The sequence below is a fragment of the Nitrobacter sp. genome (assembly GCF_047149785.1).
In the GTDB taxonomy this organism is placed as follows: domain Bacteria; phylum Pseudomonadota; class Alphaproteobacteria; order Rhizobiales; family Xanthobacteraceae; genus Nitrobacter.
In genome coordinates, this window is the sequence record NZ_BAAGBE010000001.1 from 2,955,446 (window position 1) to 2,979,395 (window position 23,950).

Annotated in this window: 20 protein-coding genes; 15 read left to right on the forward strand and 5 right to left on the reverse strand. The window is 64.5% G+C overall.

Annotation, left to right across the window (positions count from 1 at the left end; all coding sequences use genetic code 11):
• Positions 1-85: 85 nt before the first annotated feature.
• From rpsT to recF, 4 genes are all read left to right on the forward strand, one after another.
• Positions 86-361, forward strand: a complete 276-nt coding sequence (gene rpsT / locus ACMDCM_RS13810; protein WP_412774087.1) for a 30S ribosomal protein S20 — start codon at positions 86-88, stop codon at positions 359-361.
• A 1,367-nt stretch (positions 362-1,728) separates the two neighbouring features.
• Complete coding sequence (gene dnaA, locus ACMDCM_RS13815) at positions 1,729-3,156, forward strand: chromosomal replication initiator protein DnaA (protein ID WP_412774088.1); 1,428 nt, start codon at positions 1,729-1,731, stop codon at positions 3,154-3,156.
• 195 nt (positions 3,157-3,351) lie between these two features.
• The gene (gene dnaN / locus ACMDCM_RS13820) at positions 3,352-4,470 is read left to right on the forward strand and encodes a DNA polymerase III subunit beta (protein ID WP_412774089.1); all 1,119 of its coding nucleotides are present in this window, start codon (positions 3,352-3,354) and stop codon (positions 4,468-4,470) included.
• Positions 4,471-4,632: 162 nt separating this feature from the next.
• Positions 4,633-5,778 carry a DNA replication/repair protein RecF gene (recF, locus tag ACMDCM_RS13825; RefSeq protein WP_412774756.1) on the forward strand — a complete coding sequence of 382 codons (1,146 nt, stop codon included), beginning with the start codon at positions 4,633-4,635 and terminating at the stop codon, positions 5,776-5,778.
• A gap of 51 nt (positions 5,779-5,829) precedes the next feature.
• Here the strand turns inward: recF and gyrB are convergent, their stop codons facing one another.
• On the reverse strand, positions 5,830-8,271 hold the full coding sequence (gyrB, locus tag ACMDCM_RS13830; protein ID WP_412774090.1) for a DNA topoisomerase (ATP-hydrolyzing) subunit B: 2,442 nt from the start codon (positions 8,269-8,271) through the stop codon (positions 5,830-5,832).
• A 401-nt stretch (positions 8,272-8,672) separates the two neighbouring features.
• Complete coding sequence (locus ACMDCM_RS13835) at positions 8,673-9,803, reverse strand: FUSC family protein (protein WP_412774757.1); 1,131 nt, start codon at positions 9,801-9,803, stop codon at positions 8,673-8,675.
• Between the two features lie 283 nt (positions 9,804-10,086).
• Between ACMDCM_RS13835 and ACMDCM_RS13840 the strand changes: the two genes are divergently transcribed.
• Positions 10,087-10,713: a hypothetical protein gene (locus ACMDCM_RS13840; protein WP_412774091.1), complete on the forward strand. Its 627-nt coding sequence runs from the start codon at positions 10,087-10,089 to the stop codon at positions 10,711-10,713.
• Positions 10,714-10,980: 267 nt separating this feature from the next.
• On the opposite strand, the gene ACMDCM_RS13845 is transcribed toward ACMDCM_RS13840, so the two are convergent.
• A complete protein-coding gene (locus ACMDCM_RS13845) occupies positions 10,981-11,727 on the reverse strand; it encodes a DUF4336 domain-containing protein (RefSeq protein WP_412774092.1) in 747 nt (248 codons plus the stop codon).
• A 99-nt stretch (positions 11,728-11,826) separates the two neighbouring features.
• On the opposite strand from ACMDCM_RS13845, the gene ACMDCM_RS13850 reads away from it, so the two are divergent.
• The gene (locus tag ACMDCM_RS13850) at positions 11,827-12,747 is read left to right on the forward strand and encodes a pirin family protein (protein ID WP_412774093.1); all 921 of its coding nucleotides are present in this window, start codon (positions 11,827-11,829) and stop codon (positions 12,745-12,747) included.
• Between the two features lie 63 nt (positions 12,748-12,810).
• Here ACMDCM_RS13850 and ACMDCM_RS13855 read toward each other — a convergent pair whose 3' ends face one another.
• Positions 12,811-13,812, reverse strand: a complete 1,002-nt coding sequence (locus ACMDCM_RS13855) for an adenosine kinase (RefSeq protein ID WP_412774094.1) — start codon at positions 13,810-13,812, stop codon at positions 12,811-12,813.
• Positions 13,813-13,937: 125 nt separating this feature from the next.
• Here ACMDCM_RS13855 and murJ point away from each other — a divergent pair, with 125 nt between their 5' ends.
• The 4 genes from murJ to ACMDCM_RS13875 all read left to right on the forward strand — a co-directional run bounded on the left by murJ (position 13,938) and on the right by ACMDCM_RS13875 (position 17,980).
• On the forward strand, positions 13,938-15,491 hold the full coding sequence (gene murJ / locus ACMDCM_RS13860) for a murein biosynthesis integral membrane protein MurJ (protein ID WP_412774095.1): 1,554 nt from the start codon (positions 13,938-13,940) through the stop codon (positions 15,489-15,491).
• A gap of 95 nt (positions 15,492-15,586) precedes the next feature.
• Positions 15,587-16,627, forward strand: a complete 1,041-nt coding sequence (trpS, locus tag ACMDCM_RS13865) for a tryptophan--tRNA ligase (protein ID WP_412774096.1) — start codon at positions 15,587-15,589, stop codon at positions 16,625-16,627.
• A gap of 114 nt (positions 16,628-16,741) precedes the next feature.
• Positions 16,742-17,236, forward strand: coding sequence for a universal stress protein (locus ACMDCM_RS13870; protein WP_412774097.1), 495 nt, complete (start codon positions 16,742-16,744; stop codon positions 17,234-17,236).
• A 174-nt stretch (positions 17,237-17,410) separates the two neighbouring features.
• On the forward strand, positions 17,411-17,980 hold the full coding sequence (locus ACMDCM_RS13875) for a NifU family protein (RefSeq protein ID WP_412774098.1): 570 nt from the start codon (positions 17,411-17,413) through the stop codon (positions 17,978-17,980).
• A gap of 29 nt (positions 17,981-18,009) precedes the next feature.
• On the opposite strand, the gene ACMDCM_RS13880 is transcribed toward ACMDCM_RS13875, so the two are convergent.
• A complete protein-coding gene (locus tag ACMDCM_RS13880) occupies positions 18,010-19,140 on the reverse strand; it encodes a tlde1 domain-containing protein (RefSeq protein ID WP_412774099.1) in 1,131 nt (376 codons plus the stop codon).
• 499 nt (positions 19,141-19,639) lie between these two features.
• Between ACMDCM_RS13880 and tsaB the strand changes: the two genes are divergently transcribed.
• From tsaB to ACMDCM_RS13905, 5 genes are all read left to right on the forward strand, one after another.
• Positions 19,640-20,341: a tRNA (adenosine(37)-N6)-threonylcarbamoyltransferase complex dimerization subunit type 1 TsaB gene (gene tsaB / locus ACMDCM_RS13885; RefSeq protein WP_412774100.1), complete on the forward strand. Its 702-nt coding sequence runs from the start codon at positions 19,640-19,642 to the stop codon at positions 20,339-20,341.
• Complete coding sequence (gene rimI / locus ACMDCM_RS13890) at positions 20,338-20,820, forward strand: ribosomal protein S18-alanine N-acetyltransferase (protein ID WP_412774101.1); 483 nt, start codon at positions 20,338-20,340, stop codon at positions 20,818-20,820. The genes tsaB and rimI overlap by 4 nt, the downstream gene beginning before the upstream one ends.
• 140 nt (positions 20,821-20,960) lie before the next feature.
• Positions 20,961-21,410: a Fur family transcriptional regulator gene (locus ACMDCM_RS13895; RefSeq protein WP_412774102.1), complete on the forward strand. Its 450-nt coding sequence runs from the start codon at positions 20,961-20,963 to the stop codon at positions 21,408-21,410.
• 27 nt (positions 21,411-21,437) lie between these two features.
• Positions 21,438-22,850 carry a tRNA (N6-isopentenyl adenosine(37)-C2)-methylthiotransferase MiaB gene (gene miaB, locus ACMDCM_RS13900; protein WP_412774103.1) on the forward strand — a complete coding sequence of 471 codons (1,413 nt, stop codon included), beginning with the start codon at positions 21,438-21,440 and terminating at the stop codon, positions 22,848-22,850.
• 4 nt (positions 22,851-22,854) lie between these two features.
• Positions 22,855-23,904, forward strand: coding sequence for a PhoH family protein (locus ACMDCM_RS13905; protein WP_412774104.1), 1,050 nt, complete (start codon positions 22,855-22,857; stop codon positions 23,902-23,904).
• Positions 23,905-23,950: the final 46 nt, after the last annotated feature.

The window sequence follows — 23,950 nt, forward strand, 5'->3', positions numbered from 1 at the left end:
ATTCAGACTCGCCCTCGCGATCGAATGACCGGCGATATTGACCGGCCTCTCGCCGTAGGACGCTGCCAAAGGATATTTCGAGACCATGGCCAATACGACCTCCGCCAGGAAGGCGACACGCAAGATTGCCCGCCGCACCGCCATCAACAAATCGCGACGGACCCTGATGCGTGGCTCGGTCCGGATCGTCGAGGAAGCGATCGCGAAAGGCGACCGCGACGCCGCGATCCAGGCGATGAAACAGGCAGAGCCGGAGTTGATGCGGGCCGGCCAGCGAAACATCGTTCACAAGAATGCCGCGAGCCGCAAGGTCTCGCGGTTGACGCATCGAATCGCCAAACTGGCAAACAAAATAGACTGATCCAGGACGTTATTCGTCATCCTTCGCAGACCCATCCTTTGCAGACCAAAGACCCGGCCAACCGCCGGGTCTTTTTTTGCGCAGCAGTTCCACGAGGCCTTCGGTCGCACGAACAATGAATAAGTGGCGAGGAGGCTTTCAACACATCGCGGGCACATATGGAACGCCGCATCGATCACCGGTCGCGCGCTTCACGCTCCGCGGATACGCGCTCAAGCTGCATGACAATTCAGTGACGACGAAGTCTCATCCTGCCTGCGACAACAGCCTGTCCGATTGACGTCGGCTCCCTCTCTCATGGCTGCCGACATGACCGTCGTCCGGGGCTGACGTCAGCCTCGAACGACACCCGTGACGCCCGATATATCGATTCGAACATAATGCAACCCGGTTTCGGAGCCCCCGCCACAGCGCGGGTTACCCGCAAAAACAGCCAAAAAAAAATGCGCGTTGCTAATCACTTATCCCCATAGTGTGATGAAGCACTTCCAAAACCAGCCGACGCGCTGGCGCGTTTTACGGTTTCTTAAAATATTTTGGACCGCGATGCGGATTTGTAACACCTGCCCGAACGCATCGAATCCACGCGAAAATTCAAAACGTTGCTGATGGAGGTATCGAACGTGGCCCGCGTCACAGACGTTCATTCGATTTGCGCGATGCAGCCGCGACGTGAAAGCCATTGCGGGAATTGGGGCGTCGTGTATTTCTTTGATGGCTCGCGGCACTCACGGCTCTTCAAATAGTGCGGATTAGAAAACCTTGGGTGGGCGTGCAGGTCGGCGGCGACATGTACGTTAGCGAAGCTTTCCATGTGATGGCGAAATTGCGACTCATAGCAACATGAGAACGGATGTCCTTTGCCCAAATTTCTCGATTGCAGCGTCTGCTTTGGAACGCCGCCAAACAAGAGAAATACGCTCAGGCCATGCCGAATATCCGCCTTAAGCGGACGAGTTAAGCTGGTGAGTTAGAGTGTGCGGCGTACGATCCGATAACGACGTCGGGTTTCGCAAACTATCTAAAATAGATGCGAGAAGATATCTCGACGCGGTTTATCGCAGCGAGGAGGGGGTTTATGTCAAACAAAAACAACACCACCGGATTTTATCCTTCAGATTATCTCACTGACATTTTCACGACGAGAATTGCCTTGCTGTGTTTCCCCACGCTGCCTTCGGGGCGTCCGTCCGGCTGTCGCTGACCCCCGCAGTCGCTCCGTCTTCCGTCATCTGAACCGCTCGCGGCGCCCGGCCGAACGGCGAGTCATGGCTGAAGCGAAGCGCGCGGGACGTGCATGCCTAAACGCGCGCCTCCCCGGAACGGTCGCATCGCAAACTCACTCAATCAGAAAAGTCGCCATAAAAATGTCAGACACAGAACAAGAGCGCTGGTCGCGGGTGAAGGGCCGGTTACGCTCCACCGTCGGAGAGGACATCTATTCGAGCTGGTTCGCCAGAATGGATCTGGAGAGCGTCCACGGGGAGAGTGTCCGTCTGTCTGTCCCGACCCGGTTTTTGAAGAGCTGGATTCAGGCGCATTACGCCGAACGGGTGCTCGCCTGCTGGCAGGCCGAACTGCCGGACGTTCACCGGATCGATCTCATGGTGCGCTCGGCCATGCGTTGCGCAGTGTCCGCAAAGGAAGCGCCCGCGGCCGATCAGCGGCGTGCCGAGCAGGGCGAGGGCCGGGTCGGCGCCGATCTGAAGACGGTTGCAACCGCGCCGGCGTCCGCGAACCACGACGCCCTCGGCGGTTCGCCGCTCGATCCGCGGCTGACGTTCGCAAGCTTCGTCACCGGCCGCTCCAATACGCTCGCCCACGCGGCTGCGCGCCAGGTGGCGGAAGGCCGGCGCGGCGACAGCGTCATGTTCAATCCGCTTTACATCCATGCCGGGGTAGGCCTCGGCAAGACCCATCTGCTGCAAGCCGTTACCTGGGCCGGCAACGCCGGAACCGAGCGCAAGGTGCTCTATCTGACGGCGGAGAAGTTCATGTACGGCTTCGTCGCCGCGCTGAAGACGCAGACGGCGCTCGCCTTCAAGGAAGCGCTTCGCGGCATCGACGTTCTGGTCATCGACGACCTGCAATTCCTGCAAGGCAAATCGACCCAGGCCGAATTCTGTCACACGCTGAACGCGCTGATCGATGCCGGCCGTCAGGTCGTGATCGCAGCCGACCGGCCGCCGTCCGACCTCGAAAGCCTCGACGATCGCGTGCGCTCACGGCTGGCCGGCGGCCTCGTGGTCGAAATGGGCTCTCTCGGCGAAGAGCTCCGGCTCGGTATTTTGAGATCCCGCGTCGAAGCCGCGCGAACGCATCATGCGAGTTTTGACGTGCCGGCGCCGGTTTTGGATTATCTCGCCAAGGCGATCACTCATAACGGCCGCGACCTCGAAGGCGCGATCAACCGCCTGCTGGCGCACAGCAAGCTCAACGCCCAGCCCGTGACGTTGGAGATGGCGGAGCGCGAGGTCCGCGACCTCATCCGTCCGCAGGAGCCCCGGCGCATCAAGATCGAGGACATCCAGCGCGTGGTGGCGAGGCAATACAACGTCAGCCGCTCGGACCTTTTGTCCTCGCGCCGGACCGCCACCGTGGTGCGGCCGCGGCAGGTGGCGATGTATCTGGCGAAAACGCTGACGCTGCGATCGCTGCCCGAGATCGGCCGCCGCTTCGGAGGCCGCGACCACACCACGGTGCTCCACGCCGTGCGCAAGATCGAGGCGCTAGTGTCCAAGGATGCCACGCTGTCCGACGAGGTCGAGCTGCTGAAACGCCAGCTTCAGGATTAAGGCAAACCGCGCGAATTCCGCCGAAATATCGGGAAAAAGCCGGAACCGGGCAAGCCAAGGCTTGCGCGGAGCGCGCTTCCGCGTCACCTTGCGGTCCCGCCGGATTTAAGCAAATCGGCCTTGAACTCGAGGTTGCTGCTGCGGCTTCCCGCGGCATTTTCAGCATGACGTGAATCTGGATCGGACGGATTTGCAATGAAGGTCACCGTCGAACGCGCGCAACTGCTGAAATCGCTGGGCCATGTGCACCGCGTGGTCGAACGGCGGAACACGATCCCGATCCTGGGCAACGTGCTGGTTCGCGCCGAGAACGCCAGGCTGTCGCTGAAGGCAACCGATCTCGATCTCGAAGTGACGGAAACGTTCGCGGCGGAAACCGGAACCGGCGGCTCGACCACGGTCCCGGCGCACATGTTCTACGACATCGTGCGCAAGCTGCCCGACGGATCGCAAATCGTGTTGGAGGCCGACGGTGACCGCTCGACGCTGGCCATTCGCGCCGGACGCTCGCGCTTTACCCTGCAGACGCTGCCGGAAAACGATTTCCCCGATCTCGCGGCCGGTGAGATGGCGCATTCCTTCACACTCGCGGCTGCCGACATCAAGCGGCTGATCGACCGCACCCAGTTCGCGATCTCCACCGAGGAGACCCGCTATTATCTCAACGGCATCTACCTGCACTGCGCGGGCAGCGCCAAGAGCGCGACGCTTCGCGGCGTTGCGACCGACGGCCATCGCCTCGCCCAGATCGATCTCGCGCAGCCCAAAGGGGCGGCCGGAATGCCCGGCGTCATCATCCCGCGCAAGACCGTCGGCGAAGTGCAGCGGCTGATCGAGGACAGCGAGACCGAAGTCGGAATCGAACTGTCGCAAGGCAAGATCCGTTTCACCATCGGCAACGTGGTGCTGACCTCGAAGCTGATCGACGGCACCTTCCCGGACTACGGCCGCGTGATCCCGCAGAACAACGACAAGGAACTCGTCGTCGACAAAAAGGATTTCGAGGCGGCGGTGGATCGCGTCTCGACGATTTCCAGCGAACGCGGCCGCGCGGTGAAGCTGGCGCTTTCGCCGGGCAAGCTCGTCCTGTCCGTGACCAATCCCGATTCCGGCAGCGCCACAGAAGAACTCGAAGTCGAATACGCCTCCGAACCGCTCGATATCGGATTCAACTCGCGCTACCTGCTGGACATCGCCGCGCAGATCGAGGGCGAGGCCGCGGTGCTGAAGCTCGCCGATCCCGGTTCGCCGACGCTGGTGCAGGACAGGGATTCCAAGGGCGTTCTTTACGTGCTGATGCCGATGCGGGTCTGATGGCCCCGTAGCCGCGCCCAGCGACAGCAAACCAACATCAAAGTCATGCCCGCGAAGGCGGGGCAATTTCGTTGCACATCCATTATTGCCCGCACGCGCCTCACGGACTACCGGATCATCCGCCTTCGCGGATGATGACCAGGGATGTGATAATCCTTGCCCATGATCCCCTCCCGCATTCGCCGTTTGGCCCTCACCCATTTCCGCAACTATCGCGCGGCAACTCTTGAGACGCGCAGCGACATCGTCGTGCTGGTCGGCCCTAACGGCGCCGGCAAGACCAATTGCCTTGAGGCCATCTCGCTGCTGTCGCCGGGACGCGGCTTGCGGCGCGCCGCGCGCGAGGAGATCGCGGATCACAGCGGCGACGGCTCCTGGGCGGTATCGGCCGAGGTGGAAGGCGCCCTCGGCCTCGCGACGCTCGGCACCGGTGTCGACGCGCCGGGCGACGACGCGGCATCGAACGGCCGCCGCTGCCGGATCGACCGCGAGCCCGCAGGCTCCGCGGCGGCGTTCGGCGACCATCTGCGCATGGCATGGCTGACGCCTTCGATGGACGGCCTGTTCACCGGGCCGGCATCGGAGCGGCGACGCTTTCTCGACCGTCTCGTGCTCGCGATCGACAGCGATCATTCCAGCCGCGTCTCCGCGCTGGAACGCAGCCTGCGCTCGCGCAACCGTCTGCTGGAGATGCGCAGCACCGACGATCACTGGTGCGACGCCGTGGAACGTGAGACGGCCGAGCTTGCCGTCGCGGTCGCGGCGATGCGCGCGCAAACCGCGACGCGCCTTTCGGCCGCGCTGGCGACGCGCGGCGCGGCTTCGGCATTCCCTTCGGCACGAATCGGACTCGACGGCTGGATGGAAAACGCGCTGCTCGCCGAACCGGCGACGAGCGTGGAGGATCGCTATCGCGAGATCCTGCGTAACAGCCGCGCCCGCGACGCTGCCGCCGGCCGTACGCTTGACGGCCCGCACCTCACGGATCTCGAGGTGATCTATGCGCCCAAGGACATCCCGGCGAAGGACGCCTCCACCGGCGAGCAGAAAGCGCTCCTGATCGGACTCGTGCTGGCGCATGCCAGTCTGGTGGCCGAGATGACGGGGATCATACCGCTGCTGCTGCTCGACGAGGTCGTCGCGCACCTCGACCCCGAGCGCCGGCGCGCGCTGTTCGGCGAGCTGTCCACGCTTGGCGCTCAGGTCTGGATGAGCGGCGCCGACCCGGCCGCATTCGCGAACGTCGGCGACGACAGCGAGACCTTCGACGTCGAGCAGGGCCGGATCGCGCCTCGGGCCTCGCCTTGAACCCGGGTTCCGCACAACCGTCGCGTTCAACCCGACGTAAGCGGGTCCGACTCACACATCGACGTTGGCGCTGAGCGAGTTGTCCTGGATGAACTCGCGGCGCGGCTCCACCACGTCGCCCATCAGCTTGGTGAAGATATCGTCCGCCTCGTCGACCTCCTTGACCTTCACCTGCAGCAGCGAACGCTCGCCGGTGTCGAGCGTGGTTTCCCATAACTGGTCGGGGTTCATCTCGCCGAGGCCTTTATAGCGTTGCAGCGTCACGCCTTTGCGGCCGGCGTCGGTCACGGCCTCGAACAGGCCGACCGGGCCGTGGATCGCGGTTTCGCTATCCTTGCGGCGCAGCAGGCCCGGCCGCGGATAGGCTTCCTGCAGCCTGCCGGCGTATTCGTCGAGCTTGCGCGCGTCGGCCGAGCCGAGCAGCGCGTCGTCGATCACGGCGACGTCCTTGACGCCGCGCACAGTACGCTCGAAGAAAAAACCTTCGCCCTCGGCAAAGCGTCCTGCCCAGCCGCGCTCGACCTCGTCGGCCAACGCGTCCATCCGCCTGGCGATGTAACCAGCGGCGGCATTGGCGGTCGCGAGATCGCCGGTGATCTTGGGGTTCATCACGCCGGCAATCGCCGCCTGCTCGATGACCTCGCGGTTGTAACGGCTGTGCAGATTGTGCAGCACGTTGCGGATGACGCGGGCGTCTTCCACCAGAGCCAGCAGGTCGCGGCCGCTGCGGTCTTCGCCGGTGGCGAGCTTGAACACGCAGTCGTCGAGCCCGGTCTCGATCAGGTAGTCTTCCAGCGCGCGTTCGTCCTTCAGGTACTGCTCGGACTTGCCGCGCGTGACCTTGTAGAGCGGCGGCTGCGCGATATAGAGATGACCGGCTTCGATCAGCGCCGGCATCTGCCGGAAGAAGAAGGTCAAGAGCAGCGTGCGGATATGCGCGCCGTCGACGTCGGCGTCGGTCATCACGATGATCTTGTGATAGCGCAGCTTCGACAAATCGAAGTCGTCGCGGCCGATGCCGGTGCCGAGCGCGGTGATCAGCGTGCCGATCTGCTCGGACGACAGCATCTTGTCGAAGCGCGCGCGCTCGACGTTGAGGATCTTGCCGCGCAACGGCAGCACGGCCTGGAATTCGCGGTTGCGACCCTGCTTGGCGCTGCCGCCGGCCGAGTCGCCCTCGACGATGAACAGCTCGGATTTCGCCGGATCGCGCTCCTGGCAGTCGGCGAGCTTGCCCGGAAGCGAAGCGATGTCGAGCGCGCCCTTGCGCCGCGTCAGTTCGCGCGCTTTTCGCGCGGCTTCGCGGGCTGCCGCCGCTTCCACCACCTTGCCGACGATGATCCTGGCTTCGGTCGGGTGCTCCTCGAACCACGCCGCCAACGCCTCGTTGATGACGTTCTCGACCACGGGGCGGACTTCGGAGGAGACCAGCTTGTCCTTGGTTTGCGACGAGAACTTCGGATCCGGCACCTTCACCGACAGCACGGCGGTCAGGCCCTCCCGGCAATCGTCGCCGGTCAGCGCGATTTTTTCCTTCCTGGCCATGGCGTCGGCATAGCCGTTGACCTGCCGCGTCAGCGCGCCGCGAAAGCCCGCAAGGTGGGTGCCGCCGTCGCGCTGCGGAATGTTGTTGGTGAAGCACAGCACGTTCTCATGATAGCTGTCGTTCCACCACAGCGCGGCTTCGACGCCGATGCCGTTCATGTCGGCGCGCACCATGATCGGCGCCGGCACCACGGCCTTCTTGTTGCGATCGAGGAACTTGACGAATTCCTCGACGCCGCCGTCGTAGCGCATCTCCTCGCGCTTCTCCACGGCGCCGCGCCTGTCGGCCAGCAGGATATTGACGCCGGAATTGAGGAAGGCGAGTTCGCGCAGCCGATGCTCCAGCGTCGCGAAATCGTATTCGATGTTCTTGAAGGTTTCCGTCGAGGCGAGGAACGTCACCTCGGTGCCGCGCTTGCCGCCGGCGTCGCCGACGACTTCCAGCGGCGCGACGGAGTCGCCATGCGCGAATTCGACGTAATGCTCCTTGCCGTCGCGCCAGATGCGCAGGGCGAGCTTGCTCGACAGCGCGTTGACGACGGAAACGCCGACGCCGTGCAGTCCGCCGGAGACCTTGTAGGAATTCTGGTCGAACTTTCCCCCGGCGTGAAGCTGGGTCATGATGACCTCGGCCGCGGAAATGCCTTCGCCCTTGTGGATGCCCACCGGGATGCCGCGGCCGTCGTCGTAGACGGTGACCGAGTTGTCGGGATTGAGCGTGACCTGCACCACCGTGGCGTGTCCCGCCAGCGCTTCGTCGATGGCGTTGTCGACGACTTCATAGACCATATGGTGCAGGCCCGAGCCGTCATCGGTGTCGCCGATATACATGCCGGGGCGCTTGCGCACGGCGTCGAGGCCCTTGAGAACCCGGATCGATTCCGCGCCGTATTCGACGGGCGCGACAGGCGGGGTGTCGGCAAGGTGCTGCCGGGCAGGTTCGTTCATGAAAGGCCTTCAGAAGATGGTCCCGAATCAGCGCGAATGATCGCGGCTGAGAAGGTCTATTTCTGGCATGAAAGCGGCACCGCGCCTAGCGCAAAGTTACCCCTTCCAAGCCATTGAATAGATGTGATTTTCATGCGGTTTTTCAAGGCCTGCGGGGGCCGGTTTCGCGGACCTGGAAAAGCCGGTTTGAGGGGACCGTTTCAGCGCTCGGAAAATCGCTCCCGCGAATGTTTTTCGAGTGGAGCAAATGCGCCGGATCATCCGTAGAATCCGCATCCCGATTCCATCGAAAGCTGAGCACTGGAGCATGATCCCGAAACGTGGAAACCGGTTTTCGGAAGAGATCATGCTCAAACAAAAAGATAAGCGACGAGTCTGATTCAACGCGGTTGAAACAGACTCTAGCCGGTCTCTGCGACACGTTCGGCGTTTCCGGCTGATGATTCCGGCCGCCCGGCCCATTCGGAGACGCATCTTTCCAGATCGGCGAGATTCTGACGCATCTGCTCGAGCGAAAAACCCAGCGCGAAAAATCGCTCGGTCATGTCGCCGGGCAGTCCGCGCGTCAGCCCCTCGCCACGCATCGCGGCTATCTCCGCTGCGTAAGCCTCGAGCGCCGTCTGCACCGGCAACAGCGCCGGCGCGGGCCCGCCAAGCCGCAACGCCTCGGCGGAAGCCTTCAGATAGTTGTTCATGACATCGCTGAGCCTCACGAGCGGCTGCGCGAGCCGCGACTGAAGATTGATCGGCAGCGGCGTCACGGTGGCGCGTCCGATCATCACGACGTCATGCCGCAGCCGCAACACGGTTCGCAACAGCGGTCCGGTGTCCGGCCCATGGGAGAGCCGCGCTGAGCGCTCGCGTTCGGCCTCGATGCCGATCGCGTTCAGTTCGCTGATGGCATGCCCTATTCCATCCTGAAGCGCGTGAAGCGCGTCGTTGTCGCGGCCCCGGGTCAGGCCCGCAAGCAACTCCTGCAATGCGTCGGCAAGAAGATTCAGCACGCGCGCGGCATTGGCGCGAATCTGGCCGTAGGCGCGCGACGGCAGCACCAGAAACGACACCAACAGCCCGGTGACGGCCCCGACCGTCACCTCCAATATGCGGTCGATGGCGGATTCGATCGGCGACATCTGCCCCATCGTCGGCAGCAGCAGCACGATGATTGCCGTCACGGTCGCAACGTTCAGGCTCGGATTGATCGCGGCCAGGAACGCCAGCGGCGCCACCGCCAGCACCAGCACCGCCAGCAACCCGCTTTCGCCGTGATGCGGGATCAGAATGGCGATCGCGCCGCCGTAGATCGCCCCGCCGACGGTGCCGATGAGGTAGTCGCGCGTCACCTTCAGCGAGCGGCCGACGCTCATCTGCGTCACGATGATCGCCGTCAGCACCGCCCACAGCGGCAGCCTCAGGTGCAGCGCGGTCGCGACCGCCAGCGCGGCGAAGGCGGCGGCCGTGACCCGCAAGCCCAGGCCCATCTCCACCTTTCGCGACCAAAGCCGCGTTGCCGTGCGTTTCAGCAATGAGATCATGCACCGCAGGGTTGGGTTATCCAGCCGTCCGGAGGTTAAAGCCGGTCACGCCGCTTTCCGCAATAGCGCGGCTCGGGCGGCGCGGATCCGCCCCCGGCATGATCGACGGGCTGCCGTGTTCTCGCCGGTCGGTCACATCTTCGTGCTAACCGGCGGCAAAGTCATCCTGAATTGTGGCGCATGAACCATATTCCTGACATTAGCTTGAACCTCAACCCGCCTTGCTGGAACCTAGCTGTGCGGGTTGCGTTTGTTTGTTTGAGTAAGCGTTGGTGTCGTGATGCCGGTTTTTCGTTATTTCGTGGTGATGGGCTGCTGTCTGGTCGGCTTGCTTTGGGTCACAGACTGGGTGTGGCCAGGCGATGCGGACGCCGTCCACCAGGCAAACAGCGACATCGCAAGCGTGGGAGGCGGCGTGGCGCCCACGAGCTTGCGCTCCACGGGCTCGACATCCAAGGACTTGAAATCCAAGGATCCGGCAACGAGGACCGGGACGGACTTGGGGACCGGATCGAACCTGGGGACCGGATCGGCGGTTCTCAGTTCGATCGATGACTGGCGCCGCTCCGAGGAGCGCTTTGAGCAGTCGAAGAAGGAGGACCCCCGCCCCATCGTCTATCCGGATATCGCCACGCTCGCGCCCACCCCCGATCGTCTGCAGTGGGAACGCCAGCTCCGCTACCTGCCGGCGAACCACGTCTACGAAGCGCGGGCGGAAATGCCCAAGGAAACGACAACCACCAAGGGACCGACCGTCGAATCCTCCAAGGTCGCTCAGAAGACCGCGCCGCGACGCAGGCACGTCGCTCACGCCCGCAGCGCGAGGATCGTGGCAGACGTCGAGCAGTCGGCTCCTCCGCGCTACGCCCGCAACAGCGTCTGGAACCCGTTCGGCCTGTTCGATTGATCGCTGGACTTCGATTGATCGCTGGACCTAGAGCACGATCCCGAAAAGTGGAAACCGGTTTTCGGAAAAGATCATGCTCAAACAAAAAGATAAGCGACGAGTCCGGTTCAACGCAGTTGAAACAGACTCTGTAGCCTCTTCCGCTTCTGACGGAATCAGAAGCGGGGCTTTATGGTTTTGATTTGACGCGTTTTCTTCACGCGAACCGGTAGCCATCTTCGGGTCAAGCCCGAGGACATGCTTCGCTCGAAAACGCTCTGACCGCGCCTATCCCAGCAACCAGCGGAACGCGCGGCGCAGTTCGTCCATGCCGTTGCGATCATACCACCGCCCATGGGCCAGGATGATCCGCTTCGGATTCCAGCCGATCATGGTCTCGACCGCGGCCCTCAGCCGCGCCTTGTCCCGATAGGCCATCCGCATGTCGCGCGGCATCGACCCGTCGGGGTCCTGCGCGCCGCCAAGCCGCGTCAGCCAGCGCATGAGAAATGAACCCAGCTTGCGTGGCTCGAAATTCTCGATCAGGTCGGTCAGCACCAGCGTCCCGCTCGCGCGATGAAGGAAGACGACTTCCGTCATGTACCTGCTCTCGACACGGAGCGTCGCGACGGCCTCGTCCCAGGGATAACCCCGGTCGCGATCGAGCGCGTGACAGTCAAAATCGATGCGGCCGCCGGCCTGTTCGCGAATGCGCGGCGCGAGATAGACCTCTGAGCGGGAGAAGGCCCTGTGCCAATCCGGAATCCACCAGTAATGCAGCCGGTTCGGTCCGACGATCCAGCGCACGCGGCCGAGGCCCTCGACTTCCGTCTTGAGTCCAGGCGTCAGCGGCGTCGGCGAATGGATGAGCAAATCATCACCCATGCGGATGACCGTCATGCGGGTCGAGAACGGCATCTTCAGCAACGGCGGGCCGAAGCGGATCGCCGGACCGTCGACGATCCAGACGTCGTCGGTCACGCGCTTGAGCGTGTCGAGCGGCGGATAGGTAGTGAACGAATCCCGTTCCATCATCCGTCAAAACCGTAACCGGCGGCATGCGGTGAGCGCTGTTGTCAGCGCCGCCGCGCACGATAATAATAGAGCTTAATGGTCGCGTCCGACGGAGACAACATGAGCTGGCTTCCCTCCAACGATCCGATCCTCGGCGATCCCAAGACGTGCGATGCGCTCGAACTCGTCGTCGTGCCGCGCGTTCGCGACCTCGGCGACGGATTCGCGGTGCGCCGCGCGCTGCCGCACGGCAAGCGGCAGATGGTCGGCCCGTTCATCTTCTTCGACCATTTCGGCCCGGTGCAGTTCGTCTCCGGCAAGGGCATGGACGTGCGGCCGCATCCGCATATCGGGCTCGCCACCGTCACCTACCTGTTCGACGGCAGCATCATGCACCGCGACAGCGAGGGCAACATCCAGGAAATCCAGCCCGGCGCCATGAACCTGATGACCGCGGGGCGCGGCATCGCCCATTCCGAACGCACCCCCGACGCGCAACGCGCCAGCGGGCAGATGATGCTCGGCCTGCAAAGCTGGATCGCACTGCCGAAAGCCAAGGAGGAAATCACGCCCTCATTCCAGCACTACGGCGCCGGCAGCCTGCCGACGGTGCAGGACAAGGGATTGCGCGCCCGCGTCATCGCCGGCCGGTCGTTCGGCGCAACCTCGCCGGTCGAGATGGTGTCGCCATGGTTCTATGCCGAGGTCGGCTTGGACGCCGGCATGAGCGCGCCGCTGGATGCAGATCACGAGGAGCGCGCGATCTATGTGGTCGACGGCGAGATCGAGATCGCGGGCGACCGCCACGAAGCGCCGCAACTTCTGGTTTTCCGCCCCGGCGACCGCATCACGGTGCGGGCGACAAAGCCCGCGCGGATGATGTTCCTCGGCGGCGACGCGCTGGAGGGACCGCGTCACATCTGGTGGAATTTCGTCTCTTCCAGCAGGGAACGCATCGAGCAGGCCAAGGAAGACTGGAAAACCGGCCGTTTCGCAGCCGTCCCGAACGAGCACGAGTTCATTCCACTGCCGGAAAGCTGATCCTTGTTTTGACGCGTTTTCCTTCCGCGAACCGGTATGCACCCTGCTCGAAAACGCTATAGCTCACACCGGCAGGCCATTTTCCTGCGCAAGTTGCTTCAGCGACACCTGGGGCCGTGCGCCGATGTGCTGGATCACCTCGGCCGCGGCGAGCGCGCCGAGACGCCCCGCGTCTTCGTGGCTCGCGTGGCGCGCCAGTCCGAACAGAAACCCGGCCGCGAACAGATCGCCGGCTCCCGTCGTATCGACCAGGGCGTCGATCGGACACGCCGGCACCGCGGTGACGCCGTCCGTCGTCGCAACCACGCAGCCCTTCTCGCTGCGGGTGACGACGCCGAACGCAATGTCATTGCGCAATTGCGCCAGCGCCGCATCGAAATCCGAGGTCTGATAGAGCGAATGCAGTTCGCTCTCGTTGGCGAAGATCAGATCGACGGCGCCGCTTCGCATCAGGCGCAGAAATTCGTCGCGGTAGCGATCGACGCAGAACGCATCCGACAACGTCAGCGCCACCTGCCGCTTCGCCCCGTGCGCGATCTGCGACGCCTTCAGGAACGCGTCTTTCGCCGCCTTGGGATCCCACAAATAACCTTCGAGATAGAGGATCGACGCGGCGGCGACGGCCTCGGCATCGATGTCCGCAGGCGACAGGTCCTGCGCCGCGCCGAGATAGGTGTTCATGGTGCGCTCGCCGTCGGGCGTCACCAGAATGTAGGAGCAGCCGGTCGCCGGGCCGTCGGATGCGGGCGGCGTATCGAAGGCCACCTGCGCGGCGCGAATGTCATGGGCATAGAGACGGCCGATCTGATCGTCCTTCACCTTGCCGACATAGGCCGTGCGCGCGCCGAATCCGGCGAGACCGACGATGGTGTTGGCGGCCGAACCGCCCGACATTTCCGTCGCGGGCCCCATATCGGCATAGATCGAGGCTGCGCGCGCCTCGTCGATCAGCGCCATGCCGCCTTTGGTCATGCCATGGGCGGCGAGAAAGCCCTCGTCGGTCCGCACCAGAACGTCGAAAATCGCGTTGCCGATCCCGAGCACGTCGTATTTCGCTGAAGTCATTAAGAATATCCCGTTGCGGCAATTGCGGGGAGGCGCGGAATCCGGTCAGACTCCCGCGAAATGGGGTTTGCCGCGACCTATCACGGTGCCTCCATGCCATCAAGCACGGCTCGGCTGATACCGCCATGATCCGCTCCGTCCTCACCGTCTCCTCGGGCACGCTGGCCTCGCGTCTGCTCGGATTCGCGCGCGACGCCCTGATCGCGGCGCTTATGGGCGCGGGCCCGGTCGCCGACGCTTTCCTGATCGCGTTTCAGCTCATCAATGTGATCCGCCGGATGCTCGGCGAAGGCGCGCTCAACGCGGCGCTGGTGCCGGCCTGGATGCGCCTGCGCGACGGCAACGGACCGGCCGTCGCGTCGGCCTTCGCCGGCGCGGTGCTCGGCACCGTGAGCGCGGCCCTGATCGCGCTTACCGTGATTGCCGCCGTCGCGATGCCGCTTCTGATGATGGTTCTGGCGCCGGGTTTCGCCGGGAGCGAGAGCCTGCGCCTTGCGGTGACCGACGCGCGGCTGATGCTGCCTTATCTCGCCTTCGCCGGCCCTGCGGCCGTCATGATCGGCCTGCTCAATGCCCGGCATCGCTTCGCGATTCCCGCCTTCGCGCCGCTCACGTTCAACACCGCCCTGATCCTTGTCGCCGCGGTCCTGCTGCTGTCGCATCGGGACTCCCGTTCCGCCGCGCTGATATTGGCGTCGGCCGTGGGCGCGGCAGGCCTTCTCCAACTGACGGTGCTTGCGATACCGAGCCGGCGCGACAGCCTTGCAAATCCCTTGCGCGTATCGTTTGACGCCGGGATGCGGGATTTCGTCCGCAAGGCCATTCCCGGCATGATCGCGAATACGGGACCGCAACTGCTCATCGTGGCCGGCGCGGCCGTGGCGTCGGCGTCGCCGTCGGCGGTGGCGTGGCTCTATTTCGCCAACCGCCTGGTCGAATTGCCGCTGGGGATGACCGGCGTCGCCATCGGCACCGTGCTGGTGCCGGAACTGAGTCGCGCCATCAACAAGGACGACACCGCCGCGCTGGCCGACGCCGAGTCGCGCGGCCTCGAGCTTGCGGCGGGCCTCGCTCTGCCCGCGACGCTCGGCCTGATCGTCCTCAGCGAGCCGATCGTGCGGGTGCTGTTCGAGCACGGCGCGTTCACCGCGGCCGACACTCACGCCACGGCGCTGGCGCTCGGCTGTCTCGCCCCCGGCCTGCCCGCTTATGTCCTGATCAAGGCGCTGTCGCCCGCATTCTTTGCGCGCGGCAACACGATGACGCCGCTAGTGGCGACGCTGAAGGGGCTCGCGGTCGCGGTCGTTCTCGCAGTCGTTTTCGGATGGATGTTCGGAGCCGGCGGCATTGCCGTCGCGCTGGCGTTCGGTGCATGGAGCAATGCGGCGAGTCTCGCCCGGAGCGTCACCGCGACGTTCGGATTTTCCGTCGACGCCGAAGCGCGCCGGCGCCTGCCGCGCATCGTGCTGGCGGCGACCGTGATGGGCGTGGTTTTATGGCTCGCGATCCGGCTGCTCCCGGCAGCGGACGGCGAGCACGCGATCCTGCAAGTCGTCCAGCTCGCGATCCTGATCGCCTTCGGGATCGCGGTCTATGTCCTGCTTCTTCTGCTATTCCAGGTGATCGACCGGCGCAGCATGTGGACCGCCTTGATGCGATCCGGCGGCTTGCGCCCCTAGTCGGCGCATGGCAAGGACGACACGCGGCGCCGGCCGCGTCGAACCGCGTCTCCGCAGCGCTTCGACCGACCGCCCCGGCAGGCAGGAAGAGAACGATGACACGGGTTTTTTCGGGCGTGCAGCCGACCGGCAATCTGCATCTTGGCAATTATCTCGGCGCCATCGTCAATTTCGTGACATTGCAGGCCGACCACGAATGCCTCTATTGCGTGGTCGATCTCCATGCCATCACCGTGCCCATCGCCGTCTGGGGCGGCCCGGAGGCGCTCCGCCGCAACACCCGCGAAGTGACCGCCGCCTTCATCGCGGCCGGCATCGATCCGAAGCGGCACATCATCTTCAACCAGAGTCAGGTGGCGGGGCACGCCGAACTGACCTGGGTGTTCAACTGCGTGGCGAGACTCGGCTGGCTCAACCGCATGACCCAGTTCAAGGAAAAGGCCGGCAAGGACCGCGAGAACGCATCGGTCGGGCTTTACGACTATCCGGTGCTGATGGCGTCCGACATTCTGGTCTATCGCGCCACGCATGTTCCGGTCGGAGAGGACCAGAAACAGCACCTCGAACTGAGCCGCGACATCGCCCAGAAATTCAACAACGACTTTTCCGGATCGATCGCCGCAAATGGTTTCGACGAAAAATTCTTTCCGCTGCCCGAGCCCGTGATCACGGGACCTGCGACGCGCGTGATGAGCCTGCGCGACGGCACCAAGAAGATGTCGAAGTCGGATCCGTCGGATTATTCGCGCATCAATCTCACCGACGACGCCGACACCATCGCGCAAAAGATCCGCAAGGCCAAGACCGATCCGGAACCGCTGCCATCGGAGGAAAAAGGGCTGGAAAGCCGCCCCGAGGCCGACAATCTCGTTGGCATCTATGCGGCGCTGTCGGGGAAGCCGAAGTCCGAGGTGCTCGCCCAATTCGGCGGCGCGCAATTCTCCGGCTTCAAGTCCGACCTCGTCGATCTCGCGGTCGCAAAGCTGTCGCCGATCGCGGCCGAGATGAAACGGCTGACCGACGATCCGGCCTATGTCGACCGCATTCTGATCGACGGCGCCGATCGTGCCCGCGCCATTGCCTCCGAAACCATGAACGCGGTGAAGGACATCGTCGGATTCGTCCACAGGCGCTGACGTCACGTCGCTCCCGGCAACCTCGGCCACCATTGATCGCGCTCCGCATCCGGCTTGTCGGGGCTGCCTCCGCCATGGCAGCATGGCTGCGGCTGGTTCAGCACCGGGACATGCATGAGCGCACAACGCCGAAGTTATGAGACGGGTCACAAGCCGAAATATCTCGTCGTCGTCGACGACAGCGCGGAATGGGACCGCGCCGTCTATTATGCGAGCCGCCGTGCCATTCGCGTCGGCGGCGGCATCGTGATGCTGCGGGTGATCGAGCCGGAAGACCGCAATCAGGAATGGCTCGGCGTCGCGGAGGTGATGCGCGCCGAGGCCCATGAAGGCGCGAACGCGGCGCTCGACCGTGCCTCCGGCCGGGCCAACGGCATTGCCGCGATTACGCCGGAACGCGTCATTCGCGAGGGCTCCCCGCTCGAACAGATTCTCGACGTCATCGACAAGGACCTCGATATTTCGATGCTGGTGCTGGCCGCCGGCGGCGGCCCCGAGGGCCCGGGTCCGATCATCACGACGCTGGCCAAGACCGCCGGCAACTTTCCGATCCCGGTGACGATCGTGCCGGGCAATCTGAACGACGAGGCGATCGACGCGCTGTCCTGAAAGTCCCGTCTTGAAGATTATGGCGTGGGCCGGTCCCTGTTTCGCCCGAAGCCGCGACGGAGGTCCGTTTCAGCCGCGGAGGACTGTTCCGCGCCCTTGATCGTGCTTTTGCGATGGCTATCTGCTAAGGGGAACCTACGCGCCGGCCTTGAACCGGCGACGACGGAGAAACCCATGTTCATTCAGACCGAAGTCACCCCCAACCCCGCCACCTTGAAGTTCCTTCCGGGCCGCACCGTGCTCGGCAAGGGCACGATGGAATTCACCGGTCCCGACACCGCCGGCCGCTCGCAGCTCGCCGTGAAGCTGTTCGCCATACATGGCGTCACCGGCGTGTTCTATGGCTCGGACTTCATCACGGTGACGAAGGACGACAGCGACTGGCAGCATCTCAAGCCGGCCATCCTCGGCGTGATCATGGAGCACTACATGTCGGGCGCGCCGCTGCTGGCGGACGGCGAAACCGATGACGAGGCCGACAAGGATGGCGCCGTTGAATTCTTCGACGAAGCGGACGCCGAGACCGTGACCCTGATCAAGGACCTGATCGAGACGCGGGTGCGGCCGGGCGTCGCCGACGACGGCGGCGATATCACCTTCCGCGGCTTCAGGGATGGCGTCGTCTATGTGAACATGAAGGGTTCGTGCTCTGGATGCCCGTCATCGACGGTGACCTTGCGCAACGGCATCCAGAACCTGTTGAAACATTTCATTCCCGAAGTGACCGAAGTGCGGCCGGTGTAGCGGCGCGGCTTTCGGCGGCGACTTCAGTCTCAGAGCTTTGCGACGACAACCAGCCGCTTGATCTGGCCGCTCTTGTAGGCGTGCAGGAACGCGGCATAGTTCCTGAATGACACGCAGCCGTTGGAGTCGCCGTTCGGCCCGAGCATGTAGGTATGCGCGAGCAGCCCGCTGCGCCCATATATCTCATCCTCGCCGCCGACCGGTTTCAGCCTGATCGCTTCCACGCCGTGGAACGGACGTTCGCGCAACGACAGGTCGTAGGTGTGTGGCGGCGTCACGCCGCGCATTTTCCGGTCGGCATAGCGCGGATCGTCCAGCATCTTGCCGAGCCCTGAATGCGCCTCGAGCTTGGTGCCGTCAGGCATGTAGACCGTGCGCGCGGAAATATCATAGACGGCAGTGTATCGGTCGTATTGCGGGAGGCGGCCGAGCGTCAGGCTCTCGCCCCCGCTCGTCACCCCGCCGTCGGGCGCAGCGAATGCGAGTTGCAGGCCGTTGGCCACGGATTTACCGAACAGCTTCTCGAAGATGGACGGCTTCTTCGGTTCGGGCTCCGGCTCCAGCGCGGCAGTTGCATTGGCCTGCGCAACCTCGCGGCGGGACGGAGCGGCAGCCTGCAACGAGCGCAGTTCGGCCGGACGCGGCGCAGGCATCGGAACGACGGCTGCGACCTGGGGCAGCGGCGGAAGCGGCAAGGTCTCCGGCGTTGACTGAGCCGGAAGCGCGGCAACCTCTACCGGAGCAGGCTCTACCGGTTCTACCGGCAACCGGAAGGTTCCCGGCTGCGGGCCAAGGAAGTGGGGACCGTAAAGCAATGCCGTGCGGGCCCGCGCGGCGGGATCTTCGATACGGGCGTTGACCGATGCGCGAAGCTCGGCCGTCGCCTGGGCGGCGGGCGGCCGGGGCATCTCGCGCAGCGCCTGGTATGCGGCCGCGATGCGATCGGCCGGTTCGGACCGAATGGATGCGGCCGGCGGCAGCGATGCCGTTACCAGCTCCGGGTCCCCGCCGGAAACATTGGCATAGAGAGTCCAGGCGCAGGCAAGCGCGATGCAGGCGAGCGCAGCGGCACCGACGATATTTTGAGGAACGGCCTTGCCCGGCGGAGCGGCGGAGTAAGCCGCCACATCATAATAACGTGTGCCCGTAACGTACGTCATTCGCCCCACGTCCAGAGTCACTTAGAGCCCGACCTTTGCAGGCGCACAACGCTCCCGCATGCCGCCCGCAGGTGCGGATACAAGACTGCTGCTCAAGGCTGATTCCCCGAAGTTCCGATGAACCTGTCGCAGACTTGCGGAGCGTCATTAAGGCGACTTTTAGTTAAATGCCGATTAAATGCTGGCCGGAACTTGGGCGCGGCGGGAAAATGGCCGGAATCGCGACAATATCGTGTCTAAAACCAGGCGCCGTTTATCGGGAACCGCGGGTCAATCATCAGGAACGATGCTAGAAAAGGAAACCGATGAGTTGACGATGAAGCATTTCAACGCGTCATGGCCGGGGCATAGCTGTTCGAAGAACGGCGTTCTGTCGAACGGCTATGGTCCCGGCCATCCACGTCTTTGATCCGGTTCGCGTTTCAAGACGTGGATGCCCGGCATAAAGCCGGGCATGACGTTTCAATCAAACTTCATCCCGCTCTAATCTGGCCTCACGATGCTTGTTCTTGCGATCGACACCGCGCTCGATGCCTGCGCCGCCTGCGTCCTGGACACCGACGCCGGCCGGCTCATCGCCCATGAAACGCTGGCGATGAAGCGCGGGCACGCGGAAGCGCTGATGCCGCTGATTGCCCGCGTGATCGAATCCGCCGATGTCGCCTTCGCGGCGCTGGACCGCATCGCCGCGACCACCGGCCCCGGCAGTTTTACCGGCCTTCGCGTGGGACTGTCGGCCGCGCGCGGCATCGCGCTTGCCGCCAATAAACCGGCGGTCGGCGTGACGACCCTAATGGCCTATGCCGCGCCGGTTGTCGGCGAGAACCGCTGCCCGCCGGTGATCTCCGCGATCGATGCCCGCCACGATCACGTTTACTTTCAGGCCGTCAGCGGCGACGGCTCCGCGCTGATCCCGCCCTGCGTCGCGCCGGTCGAGGAAGCGCTTACCGCCGCGTCGCGTTTCGGCGCGCCGCATCTGGTCGGCAATGCCGCGAAACTTCTGTTCGACCGCTGGCCTGCGAATGCGCCGACGCCGGTCGCGGTCGATCCGCAAGCGGCGCCCGACATCGCCTGGGTGGCATGGCTCGCCGCCGCGGTCAGTCCGGACGCCGCGCCGCCGCGCCCCACCTATCTCCGCGCCCCCGACGCCAGACCGGCCGGTGACCCCCTCCACAAAACAGCGAAGCCGGCTGCATCATGATGACATGGTTCTCGGGCAAAGAACGCGCAACGCCCGTGGTCGAGACAGCCGGCCCGCACGACGCCGCCCGCCTTGCCGCGATTCATGGAGCATCGTTTCATCGCGGATGGGGCGAGGACGAATTCGAGCTCATGATCGCGGAGCGCAACACGCTGGTTCAGCGTCTGCGGCTACGATCGAGCGTGATCGGCTTCGCCGTGTCGCGCATCGCGGCCGATGAGGCCGAGATCCTCTCGATCGCCATCGACGCCAGCCATCGCGGTCAGCGATTCTCGCGCGATCTGCTGTTCACGCATCTCGGCTACCTCGCAGGGCGCGGCGTGCGCACCGTGTTTCTCGAAGTCGAGGAAAATAATCAGCCGGCGCGGCGTCTCTATGAACGCGCCGGCTTCGCCGTCACCGGCCGCCGCGAACGCTACTATCGGGAGGCCGGCGGCCAGGAACTGAACGCCTTGGTGATGCGCCGCGACTTGTCGTAGTCTGCGCGCGGTGGCAAAAGGAAACCTGGAAACGATCGGCAACGATGGATCCGTTTTATATCCGGTCGCACCTCCCGAATATCGTTCGCGCGCATTATCTTCACGCCATGCGACCTACGCCCAGCGGAACCGGACACGTCATGACGGCCCTGAAACCGACGCCCTCGCATAATTCCACCAAGATCGAAGCGCGTTGCGCCGCCACCGGGATGCGCATGACCGAACAGCGCCGTGTTATCGCGCGCGTGCTGGCGGAAGCCTCCGATCATCCGGACGTCGAGGAACTCTATCGCCGCTGCGTCGCGGTGGATGACAAGATCTCCATCTCCACGGTCTATCGCACGGTCAAGCTGTTCGAGGATGCCGGCATCATCGAACGGCACGATTTCCGCGAGGGTCGCGCGCGCTACGAGACGATGCGCGACAGTCACCACGACCATCTGATCAATCTGCGCGACGGCACGGTGATCGAATTCACATCGGACGAAATCGAGACGCTGCAGGCCGAAATCGCCCGTAAGCTCGGCTACAGGCTGGTCGATCATCGGCTCGAGCTTTATTGCGTCCCGATGGACGACGATCAGTCCTGAGCGCCGATCGAAATGCCGGAAAGCCGCATGCCGCCTCGCAAGCTGCACATCAAGTCCTACGGTTGCCAGATGAACGTCTACGATGCCCAGCGCATGGCGGACACGCTGGCGGGCGAAGGTTTTGTCGAGACCGCCAGCGCCGAAGAGGCCGACCTTGTCATTCTCAACACCTGCCACATCCGCGAGAAGGCGTCCGAGAAAGTCTATTCCGAGCTCGGCAGGCTGCGCGCCGCCAAGGACCAGGCGGCACGCGATGGCCGCGGGATGAGCGTTGTGGTCGCGGGCTGCGTCGCGCAGGCCGAAGGCGACGAGATCATCCGCCGCGCGCCGGTGGTCGACGTGGTGGTCGGCCCGCAGAGCTATCATCACCTGCCGCAACTGCTGGCCCGCGCGAAGGCCGACGGCCGCGCGTTGGAGACCGAGTTTCCGGTCGAGGACAAGTTCGGCTTCCTGCCGCAGCCGTCGCGCCGGGCGATCCGCGCCCGCGGCGTCTCGGCGTTCGTGACGGTGCAGGAAGGCTGCGACAAGTTCTGCACCTTCTGCGTCGTGCCTTACACGCGCGGCGCCGAGATGTCGCGTCCGGTGGAGATGATCGTCGAGGACGTGCAGCGCCTCGCCGACAACGGCGTGCGCGAGATCACCCTGATCGGCCAGAACGTCAACGCCTATCACGGCGACGGCCCCGACGGACGGCCCTGGCCGTTCGGCAAGCTGCTCCACCGCCTCGCCGGAATTCCGGGCATCGTCCGCCTGCGCTACTCCACCAGCCATCCGCGCGACGTGGAGGAGACGCTGATCGAAGCGCACCGCGACCTCGCCGCGCTGATGCCGTTCGTGCATCTGCCGGCGCAGTCCGGCTCCGACCGTATTCTCGCGGCCATGAACCGCAGGCATACCGCTGATGACTACCGCCGCGTGATCGACCGGTTTCGCCGCGTCCGGCCGGACATTGCGTTCTCGTCGGACTTCATCGTCGGCTTCCCGGGCGAAACCGAGCAAGATTTCGCCGCGACCCTCGCGCTCGTCGCCCAAATCGGATACGCTGGCGCCTATTCGTTCAAATACTCGCCGCGGCCGGGCACGCCGGCGGCGGAGATGAAGGAGACAGTGTCAACGGCCGACATGGACGAGCGACTGGCGCGGCTTCAGAGCCTGATCGACAGCCAGCAATCCGCCTTCAACACGGCGTCGATCGGCAGGACGGTCGACGTGCTGTTCGAGCGCGCGGCGCGCAATGCGGGCCAGATCGTCGGCCGCACCGCCTATCTCCAGCCCGCGCACGTGATGGCGTCCGACGACATTATCGGACAGGTGCTGCCTGTCGCCGTCGAGAGCCTCGAGCGCTACAGCCTGCTCGGATCGCTTGCGTCCTTATCGCGCGCGCCGGTGAATGACGCTCCAGCGAAGGCCGCACCTTCCCAAGCGACCATGGGAGTCTGAGCCCTTGCCCAAGAGCGCATCGGATTCACCTTCGCTCGTTCCGACCCGGAAACTCGACATGCAAGCCCCGCCCGAAACGCAAGTCGTCATCGATTTCGACGACAATCGCGCGGTATCGGCGCTGGTCGGCCCATACGGCCAGAATCTCGCGCAGGTCGAGCGGCGGCTCGGAGTCGTCGTCGACTCGCGCGGCAACCACATTACTATCGCGGGGTCGCGCGACGGCTGCGACGCGGGGCGGCGCGTGCTGGAGACGCTCTATACCCAGGCGGCGCAGGGTCATGACCTCTCCCAGGGCGAGGTCGAGGGCGCGATCCGCGCCGTGATCGCGCAAGGCTCGCTGTTCGAATACGATCCCAAGACGCCGCGCTCGACGTTCGAGGCCATCAACCTGCGCAAGCGTCCGGTGCGGGCTCGCACTGCCGCGCAGGATCTTTATATCCGTGCCCTGAAGCGTCACGAGTTGGTGTTCGGCATCGGCCCCGCCGGCACCGGCAAGACCTGGCTCGCGGTGGCGCAGGCCGCGCAACTGTTCGAGCGCAAGGAAGTCGATCGCATCATCCTGACGCGGCCGGCGGTCGAGGCCGGCGAGCGGCTCGGCTTCCTGCCGGGCGATCTGCGCGAGAAGGTCGACCCCTACCTGCGGCCGATCTACGATGCGCTGTACGACCTGATGGACTCGCGCGTCGTCGAGCGCGCGCTGCAAAGCGGCGAGATCGAGATCGCGCCGCTCGCCTTCATGCGCGGCCGCACGCTGACCAACGCCGCGATCATCCTCGATGAGGCGCAGAACACCACCTCGATGCAGATGAAGATGTTCCTGACGCGGCTCGGCGAAAACAGCCGCATGATCGTCACCGGCGACCCTTCCCAGGTCGACCTGCCGAACGGCCAGACGTCGGGACTGGCGGAGGCGACGCGGCTGCTCGACGGCGTCGAGGGCGTCGCGCAGGTGAAATTCACCGCCGACGACGTCATCCGCCACGAGCTGGTGGCACGGATCGTCGCCGCCTATGAGGGGCTGCCGCAGCGGCCGGCGATCGAAAAGCCATGACCTGGATGGAGACAGCGGCCGGCGCGAGCGCGCAGCGGCGGCGAAA